The 12,693-nt window shown below is 70.1% G+C and carries 11 protein-coding genes; 7 read left to right on the plus strand and 4 right to left on the minus strand.

Features of this window, described 5'->3' with window-relative positions; genetic code table 11:
* The coding region (locus tag ACWDOP_RS35880; RefSeq protein ID WP_456348623.1) for a TerD family protein at positions 1-474 on the minus strand (474 nt) is incomplete at its 3' end.
* A gap of 388 nt (positions 475-862) precedes the next feature.
* Between ACWDOP_RS35880 and ACWDOP_RS35885 the strand changes: the two genes are divergently transcribed.
* From ACWDOP_RS35885 to ACWDOP_RS35910, 6 genes are all read left to right on the plus strand, one after another.
* Complete coding sequence (locus tag ACWDOP_RS35885) at positions 863-2,131, plus strand: heparan-alpha-glucosaminide N-acetyltransferase domain-containing protein (protein ID WP_456348624.1); 1,269 nt, start codon at positions 863-865, stop codon at positions 2,129-2,131.
* Positions 2,132-2,478: 347 nt separating this feature from the next.
* On the plus strand, positions 2,479-3,372 hold the full coding sequence (locus ACWDOP_RS35890) for a DUF2971 domain-containing protein (protein ID WP_456348625.1): 894 nt from the start codon (positions 2,479-2,481) through the stop codon (positions 3,370-3,372).
* A gap of 156 nt (positions 3,373-3,528) precedes the next feature.
* A complete protein-coding gene (locus ACWDOP_RS35895) occupies positions 3,529-4,149 on the plus strand; it encodes a TetR/AcrR family transcriptional regulator (protein WP_456348626.1) in 621 nt (206 codons plus the stop codon).
* 145 nt (positions 4,150-4,294) lie between these two features.
* Entirely contained in the window at positions 4,295-5,629 is a 1,335-nt protein-coding gene (locus tag ACWDOP_RS35900; protein ID WP_456348627.1) for a flavin monoamine oxidase family protein, read from the plus strand.
* 126 nt (positions 5,630-5,755) lie between these two features.
* Positions 5,756-7,354, plus strand: a complete 1,599-nt coding sequence (locus ACWDOP_RS35905; RefSeq protein WP_456348628.1) for a GMC family oxidoreductase — start codon at positions 5,756-5,758, stop codon at positions 7,352-7,354.
* A 211-nt stretch (positions 7,355-7,565) separates the two neighbouring features.
* A complete protein-coding gene (locus ACWDOP_RS35910) occupies positions 7,566-7,934 on the plus strand; it encodes a hypothetical protein (protein WP_456348629.1) in 369 nt (122 codons plus the stop codon).
* On the opposite strand, the gene ACWDOP_RS35915 is transcribed toward ACWDOP_RS35910, so the two are convergent.
* Positions 7,922-9,073, minus strand: a complete 1,152-nt coding sequence (locus ACWDOP_RS35915) for an NAD(P)/FAD-dependent oxidoreductase (RefSeq protein WP_456348630.1) — start codon at positions 9,071-9,073, stop codon at positions 7,922-7,924. The genes ACWDOP_RS35910 and ACWDOP_RS35915 overlap by 13 nt on opposite strands.
* Before the next feature lie 80 nt (positions 9,074-9,153).
* Complete coding sequence (locus ACWDOP_RS35920) at positions 9,154-11,265, minus strand: MMPL family transporter (protein ID WP_456348631.1); 2,112 nt, start codon at positions 11,263-11,265, stop codon at positions 9,154-9,156.
* 64 nt (positions 11,266-11,329) lie between these two features.
* Here ACWDOP_RS35920 and ACWDOP_RS35925 point away from each other — a divergent pair, with 64 nt between their 5' ends.
* Positions 11,330-11,830 carry a MarR family winged helix-turn-helix transcriptional regulator gene (locus ACWDOP_RS35925; protein ID WP_456348632.1) on the plus strand — a complete coding sequence of 167 codons (501 nt, stop codon included), beginning with the start codon at positions 11,330-11,332 and terminating at the stop codon, positions 11,828-11,830.
* Between the two features lie 71 nt (positions 11,831-11,901).
* Here the strand turns inward: ACWDOP_RS35925 and ACWDOP_RS35930 are convergent, their stop codons facing one another.
* Positions 11,902-12,480 (minus strand): hypothetical protein, encoded by a 579-nt coding sequence (locus ACWDOP_RS35930; RefSeq protein ID WP_456348633.1) that lies wholly within the window; start codon positions 12,478-12,480, stop codon positions 11,902-11,904.
* Positions 12,481-12,693 lie beyond the last annotated feature (213 nt).

Genomic DNA, 12,693 nt, shown 5'->3' on the forward strand with positions numbered 1-12,693 from the left:
GCCGAAGACCATGGCGGTCTCGGTCGAGGCGTCCTCGCTCAGGTCGTAGCGGGCGAGCTCGGTGCCATTGGCGCGGTCGACGACGCGGATGTAGGCGTTGCGGACCTGGCCGAAGCTCTGGCTGCGCGAGACGGCGTCGTAGATCGAGACCGGGAACACGATGGACTCGATGCTCGCCGGGGTGGCCGCGAGATCGACGTTGATGACCTCGTCGTCGCCCTCACCCTCACCGGTGCGGTTGTCACCGGCGTGCTCGATCGCGCCCTCGGGGGACTTGAGGTTGTTGAAGAAGACGAAGTGCCCGGGCGACACGACCTTCTTGCTCCCGTCGACGCCGATGGCGCTGGCATCGAGATCGAAATCGGTTCCCGTGGTGGTCCGCAGGTCCCAGCCCAGGCCGACCGCTACCGCGGTCAGGCCCGGCGCGGCCTTGGTCAACGACACGTTGCCGCCCTTGGACAAACTCACACCCATGCCAACCATCTCCTGTCGATCGTTGTCGCGGCGGGCTCTGAGAAGCCCGCCGTCGCGTTTCGGAACCACAAGGGAACCGCACCTGCGCGAGGCGCGTTGCCCGAGTGGGTCGATACGTCAACATTCGGGACGCGAAAGTGGTTCCCCGCGCTGCCCCCGAAGCCGAACGCACACTATCACGTGCCACTGGATGGTTGTCCGGGCAAGGGTCGGGCAACACCGCCCCCGAGGTGATCGGCGGCCATGAGACCGGCGGACGATTGTGTTTGCTGCGATGTCCACCCCGAGAGTGATCTTGCCCCCGATTCGACGTCGGGACCACCTTTTCACGAGCTCTTGAATTAGCCTGCCGGTAACCGGCATTCGACGATCGGGAGGTGGGCTCGCTGTGACGGCGGCGCGAACGGTGGAATCGGAACGCTCGGCGACCGGGCCGAGCCTCCCGCGGGTACTCGCGCTGGACGCCGCGCGCGGCATCGCCGTGCTCGGCATGTTCGCGGTACACACCGGACCGCCGGAACAGGTGATGTCGGGGTGGCTCTCGATCTTCGCGGGGCGATCGGCGGCGCTGTTCGCCGTCCTCGCGGGCGTCTCGCTGAGCCTGATGACCGGCGGCCGCACACCGCGCACCGGGCGCGCGGCCCGGCGCGATCTGGTGCGCGTCGCCGCGCGGGCGGTGCTGATCGCGGCGCTGGGAATCGCACTGGCGCAACTGCACTCCGGCATCGGGATCATGCTCATCCTGAGCTACTACGGCCTCTATTTCCTGCTCGCCCTGCCCCTGCTGCGGCTCGGCGCGCGGGCGCTCACCGCGCTCGCGGCCGGGTGGACGGTCGCGGGTCCGATCGCGTCCTTCCTGATCAGGGCGCACCTGGACCAGTCGACCGTCGGCGGCCACCCGAGCGCCGATATGTTCACCTCCTGGTCCGGGCTCGGTGACGTCGCCACGATGCTGGTGTTCACCGGCGCGTACCCGGCCATCACCTGGATGCCGTTCGTCCTGGCCGGAATGGCGCTGGGCCGCTGGGGCATCCGAGAACTGCGCGCCCTGCCGCTGCTGGGGATCGGCGCGGCGCTCGCGCTGCTCGGCTACGGCGGCTCGTGGCTGCTGCAGCACCCGTTCGGCGGGCGCGCCCAGCTGATCGATCTGCTGACCGGCATGGGGATCACCGACATCGATCCGGGCGAGATCATCGATCTGGCCGGGCTGGGCACCGTCGGCACCAACAGCTGGTGGTGGCTGACGGTCGACAATCCGCACAGCGGAACGCCGTTCGAGATCGCCGGATCGATCGGCGTCGCCTTCGGGGTGATCGGCGTGCTGACCGCGCTCCTACCGGCGGCCCGAATTCCGCTGTACCCCTTGATCTGTGCCGGCTCGTGCGCCCTGAGCCTCTACATCCTGCAGGTCGTGGCCCTGTGGGCGCTGGTGCCCGCCACCGGCACTCCCCCACCCGGCGTGCTGCACGGCCCGTCCTGGCAGCTGCTGACCCTGCTGGCCGCCGGCTCGCTGACCCTGGCGACCCTGTGGCGCAGCCTCTTCCGCCGCGGTCCGGCGGAGTGGCTGCTCCACCGGGTCACGATGGGAATCACGAACGCACTGGTCCCGATGCCGGCCACGGCCGGCCCCGGCGCGACCGATCGGCACGCCGGGTGACATAGGCCGAACGGGCTAGGCCGCTCCGGCCGCCAGGCCGACGACCGTTCCGGCGCCCGCGCCCACGGCGGTGCCCAGCGCACCGGCGAGGGTGGTGAGGGGTTGGACCACACAGTGATCGACAGTCATAGACCGGCCGACGTTTACGTTGGCTGCGATATCCACCGGAGGGTGATCCGACCCTGTTTAGTCATAAGGCACCTTGTCCCCGCGCCATTAAATAATAGTGGTACAGCGACGTATTCGACCGTGACGAGTGGTGCGGACCTGCAGGACCTGGCCCATCACACATGCGTGAACTCGTGGGCTCTACGATCGGCGGCAAACTGATCAGACGGAGGACGCTGTTGACCGACTCGAGCACGTTGTGGCACTACACCGACGCGGGTGGCCTGCTCGGAATTCTCGCAAGTAACCCGGAGCCACGCGAACCTAATGTGGTTGGCCCGCGTACCCACCGCCCCGAGTTCCGCGCAACAGCAGCCGAGTACCTGAACGACAGCCGCGAACTCATTCACGGACTCAGCGTCATCAGGGATGACGTACTGCTACCCAGGGCCAACGAGCTGGCTGGCCAGACGACCCATGCCGGCCAGACCGGGTACGTGCCGAATGCGCCCGCCAAGGCAGCATTCCTTCGCAATGTGTGCGCCGAAATCGACCGCATCGAGCGCCGCGAATACCCCAGCTACATCCACTGCTATGTCACTTCGTTCTCGACGAATCCAGACTCGCTCAGCCAGTGGCGCGGGTACTGCGGCGGACTGGGCGGGTTCGCGATCGGCATCGACCGGAGCAAGCTCCCCGAACGCGGGGAGTGGATGGTCCGAAAGGTGGACTACAACGACCCGCTCGGCGTACTCGCCGCCCAAGTTGACAATTGGACGGCGTGGCGATTGCAACCCACCGAGGCGCCGAGTTCGTCGGAGGGAATGCTCAACGAGTGCATTCGTGCGTTGGCGGTTTTCGCGATGCAAGTCAAACACGCCGGCTTCGAGGAGGAAGCGGAGTGGCGGGTCATCCACACGGCAGTGTCGGAGGGTGCTCGCTACCGCACGAGGGGTGCGCAGCTCATCCCGTTCTCGACGTGGTCGGTGCCGGCGGATGCGGTCGTCGGTGTTCGCGTCGGACCGGGCCCACGTCAGCATGAGAACTATCTGGCGGCAAAGGGCATGCTTTACGCCCACTGCTACCCCAAGGCAGCTGCCAACCTCGAGAAGTCGGACACCCCCTACCGCTGACCCGGACCCGCCTGCCGCACGAAACTTCGTGCCAAACCTCGAGATCCAAATGGCGGACTATTAACGGCAGGCCGGACGTAGCCGCCCGGTGGGTTGCGGAGCGGGCGGGTGGGAGCGACGTGCGAGACTCGTGGGAGCCGACGAGGAGGGAACGGGTTGGCCTACGTCAAAGCCGCCGAACGGGAAGCGCAGATTGTCGCCGCGGCGATCCGGGTGCTGAGCACGGTGGGCGTGGCGGGCACGACCCTGCGGGCGGTCGCCGCCGAGGCGGGCATCCCGCTGGGCACGATGCACTACGTGTTCCCCGCCAAGGACAAGCTGCTGCGGGCGGTCATCGCGGCCGTCGAGCGCGACGTCGCCGCCGCGCTCCGCGTGCGGGTCGACGTCGGTCACGGTGTGGCGCACACGATTCGGCAGAGCGTCGACAACTTCTGGACCGCGCTGGTCGAGAACGAGATCGGCCTGCAGGTGATGCAGTACGAACTTGCCATGTACTCCGCGCGCCACGAGGGCGCCGACGGGCTCGGCCGGCTCCAGTACCAGGGCTACACCACGCTCGTCGCCGAGTTCTGCGAGCGGGCGGCCGCGGGCGCGGGCGAACGCTGCGCCGTCGACTTCGGGACCCTCGGCCGCCTGTCCCTGGCGGTGATGGACGGGCTGATCGTGCAGTACGTGACGAACCCCGATCCCGAGCGCGCCCGCCGCGACCTCGACCACGCCGTCGACATGATCGTTCGCTTCGCCGATCCACGGCCGCTCGCGGACACCCCGGACTAGCGGACACAACCTCCCGGACCCTTGCGCTCACCGGCGCGATGTGGCTTACTGAAAAAAGTCGGTCGGTTGTACGACTTAGTTCTCATTCGGCTGCCCCGCACCGAGCGCGGCGGTCCTGAACAGGGCGAATACGGAAGGGCACCGGATGCAGCAGGATCCGTCGCGGGAGCGCGAGTCGACACCCGAGACCGCGGTGGCGGTGATCGGAGCCGGGGTCGCCGGCTTGACCGCGGCGCGCAAACTACGGCGGCGCGGCGTCGAGGTGATCGTGCTCGAGGCCGCCGACCGGGTGGGCGGGCGCACGCTGAGCGAAACCACGGCCCTGGGCACGCGCGTGGACCTCGGCGGCCAGTGGATCGGCCACGACCACCATCGGGTGACCACCCTCGCGGCCGAACTCGGCCTCACCCCGTTCCCCATGCACACCGGGCGGCTGCCGGTCATCGTCGACGGCGCCCGCCGCGTGCGCGTCGCGGCGCCCGCGACGTTCGCCGCGCTGACCGCGCTCGGCGCGCTGGAAGTGTTGTCCCGCACCGCGTTACCGCGACGCTGGAACGACGTCACCGTCGCCACGTGGCTGCGCCGTATGCCCGGGCGCACCGCGCGGCGGCTGCTCGAGGTGATCGCCACGACGTCGTGGACGGCGGACCTCGACCGGTTCTCGGTGGACACCATGGCCCGGCTGATCCGCTCGCAGGGCGGCCTGGCGACCATGCTGGCCACGCGCGGCGGCGCACAGGATTCCCTGCTGGTCGAGGGCATGGGGTCGCTGTCCGAGGCTATGGCCGCCGAACTCGGCGACCGAATTCGCCTGGGCCACCGCGTCGAATCGATCACGCGGACGAGCGAGGGCCTGTCCATCGGCACGACGCGGGGCGAGATCCGCGCGGGCAAGGCGATCCTCACGGTGCCGCCGCCGCTGCTCGAGCGGATCGATTTCGACCCCGCACTGCCCGCCGCACAGGCCGACCTGGCGCGGCACTCGTACATGGGCTCGGTGTACAAGGCCATCGCGGTCTACGACCGGCCCTTCTGGCGCGACGGACTCGGCGGCGAGTTCCTGGTGCTCGACAACCCCGGCCGGGCCGCCTTCGACACCACCCCGCCCGGCGACGGCCCCGGTCACCTGTGCGTGCTCGTCCCCGGTCTCGAGGCGCACGCGCTCGACGGCCTCGACGCCCGCGCGCGGCGCGACGCCGTCCTCGGCCCGCTGGCCCGCCACCTCGGCCCCGCCCTGCTCGACCCGGTGAGCTGGCACGAAAAGTCCTGGCATCGTGACGAATTCGTCGGCGGCGGCTACTTCGCGATCCCCGACCCCGGCACCGGCGGCGACTTTCCGCCGATCCCGTCCGCGCCGGCGGGCAACATCCATTGGGCGGGTACCGAAACCGCGGGTGACCATCCGGGCTACGTGGAGGGCGCCATCGAGTCGGGCACGCGCGCGGCCGCGGAGGTGCTGCGGGAACTGTCCCGGCGCTAGATCGGCGTCGGCTCCCCGCCCTCGACGGTGAATCGGGCTCCCGCTCGCCGGTTTTCGAGTACGTTCGGCAACACGTTCTAGTTGCCGGTGACTCGCGGCGACACCGTCTGGGGAGAGGGGCCGACGATGTCGGTTACGGACTACATAGTCATCGGTTCCGGCAGTGCCGGGGCCATCATCGCACGCAGACTGGCCGACTCCGGCGCGACCGTCACGCTCATCGAGGCCGGGCGCCGGGACAACACCCGCCTGGTGCGCACGCCCGGCCTCATCGGGCCCATGCACGCCGTGCCGCAGCTGAAGAAAACCGTCGACTGGGGGCACTACACCGTCGAACAGAAGCACGCGCTGGGGCGCAAGGTTCCGCAGACCCACGGCAAGGTGGTCGGCGGGTCGAGTTCGATCAACGGCATGGTGTTCGTGCGCGGAAACCACCGCAATTTCGACGACTGGGCGGCCGAGGGCAACACCGGCTGGTCCTACGCGGACGTGCTGCCGAGCTTCAAGAAGTTCGAATCCTTCGAGGACGGCGCCAGCGAATTCCGCGGCGACGCCGGGCCGATCAAGGTGATCCGGGCGCGCGAGCTGACCGAGGCCTCCGAGTCGTTCATGTCGGCGCTGACCGAAACCACCGGCGCGGCACACAATCCCGACTACAACGGGGCCGAGCAGGACGGGGTATCGCTGCTGCAGCAGAGCAACAGCGCCGGTCTGCGATACAGCACCTCGGTCGGATACCTGGACTCGCGGCCGAAGAACCTGACGGTGCTGCCCGATACCCAGGTCACCCGGATCGTGATCGAGAACGGCCGGGCGACCGGGGTCGAGTACCGGACGGCGCGCGGTCTCCACACCCTGCGGGCCGACCGGGAAATCATCGTCAGCGCGGGCACTTTCGGCTCCGCGCAGCTGCTCATGCTGTCCGGCATCGGCCCCGCCGACCACCTGCGGGCCTTCGACATCGAGGTCGCCGCGGACCTCCCGGTGGGCGACAACCTGCACGACCACCTGTTCGTGCCGATGAGCTTCGCCATGCCGACCGCCGTACACCGTTCCGCGGCAGGCTATTTCGCCCGCGCCCTGGTGCGCGAGTCGCTGCGCAGGAACAGCACCTGGCTGGCGCGCAGCGTCTTCGAGGTGGTCTCGTTCCTGCGCACCCCCTACTCCACCGGCACACCCGACCTGCAACTGCATGTGCTGCCGTGGAGCTACCCCGGCCCCAACCAGGACGCGCCCATCCGGCACACCCCGGACCCCCGCCGCGCCCTGACCATCCTGGTTACCATGATCTACCCGCAGAGCCGGGGCACCCTGCGCCTGACCTCCGCCGATCCCACCGCGGCGCCGGCCATCGATCCCAACTATCTCGCCGAACAGCGGGACCTGGACACCCTCGTACACGGCATGGAACTGACCCGCGAGATCATGTCCGCGCAATCCATCGGCCCCGCGGTGGACGACGAGATCGAGCCCGGCACAAAGCATCCCGGCCGCGCCGAACTGGCGGCCGAGGTTCCCAACCGCGCCACCACCGTCTACCACCCGGTCGGCACCTGCCGCATGGGCGTCGACGAGCGCGCGGTCGTGGACCCCACGCTGCGGGTGCGCGGCATACAGGGTCTGCGCGTGGCCGACGCCTCGATCATGCCCAGCATCGTCGGCGGCAACACCAACGCGGCGACCATGATGATCGGCGAACACGCCGCCGCCCTCATCCTGGGCTGACCCGGTATTTCGGGGTCGACCGGCCCGGCGCCACGGCCGCGGGGCCGAGCGCGGTTACCCGTGCCGGAACGGCTCCCGTGCAACACTTCTGCCCTGAATCACGATCACACACCGGAGTGGGCAGCGCACTCGGGGGTATTTCGATGCCCCGGCTCGATCAGCTCGGTATCCGTTACACGATGGCCGCACGGCCTTTTGGGAGGATTTCGATATGAACAAGGCGATGCTCGCCGCCACACGGGTCACGGCCGCCGCGGTGCCGGTGCTCGGACTGGCCGTGGCCTTCGGTTCGGGGACCGCGCAGGCCGCGCCGCAGGACTGCGTCATCACGCGGGATCTGGTGAGCGCCTCGGCGATCTGCAACGACGTCGACGCGCCGCCCGGACGCGAATACACGGTGGTCACCGAGTGCTGGGGGCTGGCCGGCATTCCGAACGCCTGGCCGTTCATGGGCATCGGGCCCTACCGCGGCAGCTGGGGCGGCTCGTTCGGCCCGGCCGGACAGGGCTCGTCCTCGTGCCTGGGTCCCGCGAGCGTGGGCACCCTCACCAACGCGTACGTGGCGGTCTACCGGGAGTGAGGCGGGCCGGGGTGGCGGAGTCCGCCGTAGATCCCGCGCCCCACGATGAGCGGCTGTAGCGCGGACCAGACCGGAATCGGGTAGCCCCGGCCACCGGGGCCGAACACCTCCAGGACGTTGCGCTGCGGCCCGACCACCGAACCCCAGCGGCGGGTCGCGGGCACGAACGGCCGCGGCGGCCTGCCGGTCAGCTCGGCGCGAATGTTGTGCGCCAGCAGACCATCGGCGCGACTGCGGGCCGAGGTCCGCAGCGGGTCGGTGGCGGCGACGTCGCCGATCGCGTACACCCCGGGCAGACCGGGGACGCGCAGGTAGTCGTCGACGCGGACGAAACCGCCGTCGTCCAGCAGCTCGCCGGGCAGCCAGTCCGTGTTCGGCCGGACCCGCCCGATGGTCCACAGCACCGCGTCGGCGGTGCTCGCGGGCTGGCCCGTGCTCCACTCGACCAGACCGGTCGTGATCTCGTCGCACGCGAAGCCTTCCGGGACCACCGCGCGATGACGCGGATGCAGGCCGACGCCGAGCCGCTCGAGTCGCGGGCGCAGCGTGCGCCAAACCCGGAGGTGATGCTGCGGCAGCGCGCGGTCGCCGGGAAAGTAGAGGTCCACCTGTGTGCGCGGCCATACGGTGGCGACGTTCAGCGCGCTGCTGACCGCCGCGGCGCCGCCACCCAGCACCAGCACCGAGTCCGCGCGGGCGAGGCGTTCGTGCGCGGCGGCGATCTCGGCGTCCACCTCGTCGCGGGTCTGCAGGCCGGGCCTGCGCCAGAAGCCGTTCGTCACCCCGGTCGAGATCACCAGCGCGTCATAGGATTCCGAGCGCGCGGCCCCGGAGTGATCGACGAGGTGAATCTCGCGCGCGGCGGGATCCAGGCCGGACACCGTCCCGTGCACGATCCGCACCCCGTCGAGCCGGCGGTAACGGTCGAAGGGAACCCGGTACTCGCGCGCCCAGTCGTGCGGGCGAGCCAATCGCAGGCCGAGTTCCTGCCCGCTGACCAGGCCCGTTTTGCTCGAAACACCCACCACATCCGCGTGTTTCGCGAGGTGGATGGCGGTGAGCAGGCCCGTGTCGCCCAGCCCGGCGATCACGATCCGCGGGCGGTTCCCGGCCCGGACTGACGGTGCGGTCGCGCTCATGCGCCGACCGTACTGGAACAAGTTCTAGTACGTGGGGATTCGGCGGGTACCGGTGCGGGGCGCGCACCCCGCACCCGATCTCACCCCTGGGCGTGCGCCGAATCCGCCCGCGCGTCCCGATTCTCGGTCTCCGCGGCGGCGGCCAGCGGGCTCGGCCACCAGATCCGCGATCCGATCACGCTGAACAGCGCCGGAATGACCACGGTGCGCACCACGAACGTGTCGAGGAGGATGCCGATGCCCACGACGATGCCCAGCTGGGTCAGCGTGATCAGCGGCAGCACACCCAGGACACAGAACACCGCGGCCAGCACCAGTCCCGCGCTGGTGATGACGGCGCCGGTCGAGGACACCGCACGCACCATGCCGTGCCGGGTGCCGTGTTCCGGGGTCTCCTCGCGCGCCCGGGTGACCAGGAAGATCGTGTAGTCCACGCCCAGCGCGACCAGGAACAGGAACGCGAACAGCGGGACACCGGTGTCCAGGGCGGGGAAGCCGAACACGTGCACGCTCACCCAGCTGCCCAGGCCGAGCGCGGCCAGCGCGCCCAGGACGGTGACCGCCACCAGCAGCAGCGCGGCGGGCACGGCCCGCAGCAGCGCCAGCAGCACCACACAGACCACCAGCAGGATCAGCGGGATGACGACCATGCGATCACGCGCGGCCGCATCGCTGGAATCCAGTGCGCGCGCGTCGTTTCCACCCACCAGGGCGTCGGCGCCGGGCACCTCCCCCAGGCGCGTGCGCAGGGCCTCGACGGTGTCGAAGGCGGCCCGCGAACCGGGCGCGGCGGAGGTGAGCACGGTCCAGCGGGACCAGCCGGAATCCGAGGTCCCGGTCGCCGCAGCGCGCACGACACCGGGCGTGCCGGCCAGGATGTCGGTGACCGCGGGCGCGGCCGACGACCGCGCGACGACCTGCGTCGGGTCGGCCGCCCCGGACGGGAAATAGGTCGCGAGGGTCTCGAATCCGCTGACCGACTCGGTGCGGGTACGGAACTGCTCGGTCTGGGACAGACCCACGTCGACGGTGAACAGGCCCAGGGTGCACACACTCAGCACCGCCAGGGTGCCCGCGGCGATCGGCACCGGCTTCGCGACCACCCGGGTGGCGACGCGGTGCCAGACGCCCTCCTCGGCGTAGTCCCGATCATCGGGGCGAGGAACGTAGGGCCAGAAGATGTTTCGCCCGCACAGCGCGAGCGCGGCCGGCAGTCCGAGCAGGACGAACACCAGCGCCACCAGCAGCCCGGTCGCGGCGAAGAGCCCGAGGCTGCGGGTGCTGGGGACCGAGGCCAGCAGCAGCACGAGCAGTGCCAGCACGACCGTCAGGTTGCTGGCGAGGATCGCGGGCCCGGCCCGGCGCACCGCGTGCCGCAGCGCCCGCCGATGATCGGTGGTGCGGTGCAGTTCGTCGCGGTAGCGCGAAATGAGCAGCAGGGCATAGTTGGTGCCCGCGCCGAAGACCAGCACGCTGGTGATGCCCGAGGTGGAACCGTCGAAGGAGAGCCCGGTCAGCTGGGCCAGGCCGGTACCGACGCTGACCACGACCCGATCGGCCAGGCCGATGATCAGCAGCGGAATCAGCCAGAGCACCGGGGAGCGATAGGTCAGGATCAGCAGTACCGCGACGACGATCGCGGTGACCGCCAGCAGCGTGACGTCGGCGCCCGCGAACGCGTCGGCGATATCGGCGGCGAACGCGGGGCCGCCGGTGATCTCGACCCGCAGGCCCGCGGGCAGATCCGCGCGGGCGGCCTCCCGAACCAGGGTGATGTGCTCGGTGAGCGCGGCGCCGTCGAGGGCGCCCGACACCGGCACCTGCCCGATCGCCGCCTGCCCGTCCGGCGCGGTCTGCAGGGCGACGGCCGGATCCGGGACACCGCCCGCCGCCCGCGTCGCACGCTCGACGACGCCGCGGGCTGCGGCGAGGTCGGCCTCGGTCAGCGGCGCGTCATCGGTGCGGGTGACGACCGCGATGGCGACCGCGGTGTCCGCGTCCGGGAACTCGTCGAGCACCTCGGCGATGCGCGCCGACTGGGCCGCGTCGGGTACCGACCGCGGCGCCTGCCCGGCCGCGTCGTTCTTTCCTATCCCGCCGATCAGGCCCGCCGCCAGCACGAACAGGGCGACCAGCAGCAGCCACGACCTCCGGTGGCTGACCAGGCTTGCGTACCGATTCCAGAAGCTCACCCGGAAACTGTTTCATGTTTTTAAATGTTAAGCAACGGAGAGAATTGGGGGCTAGGCTGTTCCGGTGATCGCGAACGACGGCGCCGACGCGGAGGCCACCGCACAGCGCTTTGCGCTCGAAACCGAGATCGGCGCGGACCTGCGCGCCCTGACAGCGGTCTCCGAGCAACTCGGCCACACCTTCGCGCGACAGAACAACTTACGCGCCAACGACTTCCGCGCCCTGCTGCACATCGCCACCGCGGAGTTCGCCGGCCGGCCCCTCACCGCCGGGCAACTCGGCAAGCTCATGGGGATGTCCTCGGCCGCCATCACCTACCTGGTGGAGCGCATGATCGAGTCCGGCCACCTGCGCCGCGGCGCCGATCCCGCCGATCGCCGGCGGGTGCTGCTCCACCAGGACGACCCGGGCCGCGCCGCCGCCGCGGACTTCTTCCTGCCCTTGGGCGGACGCAACCGCGCCGCCATGACCGAGTTCTCCGACGCCGAACTCGACACCGCCCACCGCGTGCTCACCGCCATCACCGCCGCCCTCCACGAGCACCTCGACGAGGTCGGCGGTTGACCCGGACCGCCGCCCCGGACGCGAAACAGCCCCCCGTCGCTCGGTGACGGGGGGCTGCCGGGCGGGCGCGATCAGCTGGGCAGATGCGTGATGACGTCGGCGGCAATCGCTTTCGCGGCCCCGATGGATTCCTCGGCCGTGCCGAAGCCCTTGAAGGTCAGCACCAGCACCGCGTTGCCCTTGCGGGCGGCGATGCGCGCGTCGGACTGGGGAATCACCGCGTAGGCGTAGTCCCCGGACATCAGGTACGCCTTGTCGAACTGGGGCAGGGTGATCTCGTCGATCTGCGCCGCGTGGTGACTGGCCTGGAAGCTGCGCACCGCGTCGTCGTAGCTCTCGGTGAACAGGCTCTCCGCGGCCGGGGTCAGGGTGAGGCCGAGCTCGATCTGGGTCGGCACGCTCGTCGCGGATTCGACCGTCCACGACGGCCCGTAGGTGCGGACGCCGTCGCCGTTGTTCATACCGCTGAAGGCCTGTGCGGCGCAGTTGGCCCCGGGCACGTAGGTATCCAGGGTGGCCCTGGTGACCAGCTCGCATTCCTTGTCGACCGGCAGGAACGTCTTGCTGAGCGCCGGGCCGGGGCCCGAGTCCGACCCCGAGGTGACCACCGCCACGCCCACGCCGCCGGCCACCAGAGCCAATGCGGCCACACCCGCGATCCACGGTCCCCGCGACGGCGAGGACGCGGGCGCGTCGGCGGCTACGCGACGACCGACTGCGGGCTTCTTGTGCTGGGTATCGGGTTCGGTAGATCGCCCGGTGAGCGTCATCGTGTACGGCCCTATTCTTTGTCGATCTCGAGGTCGACTGAAGATAACAGACGCGAAGGTCCGGGGCCTCGGCCGAATCCGCCGAATTGCATT

The organism is Nocardia sp. NPDC003693 (assembly GCF_053981095.1).

Coding starts and splice junctions, on each gene's coding strand:
- ACWDOP_RS35900 (WP_456348627.1), top strand. CDS start 4,295: ATGCAGCAGGATCCGTCGCGGGAGCGCGAGTCGACACCCGAGACCGCG.
- ACWDOP_RS35905 (WP_456348628.1), top strand. CDS start 5,756: ATGTCGGTTACGGACTACATAGTCATCGGTTCCGGCAGTGCCGGGGCC.
- ACWDOP_RS35910 (WP_456348629.1), top strand. CDS start 7,566: ATGAACAAGGCGATGCTCGCCGCCACACGGGTCACGGCCGCCGCGGTG.
- ACWDOP_RS35915 (WP_456348630.1), bottom strand. CDS start 9,073: ATGAGCGCGACCGCACCGTCAGTCCGGGCCGGGAACCGCCCGCGGATC.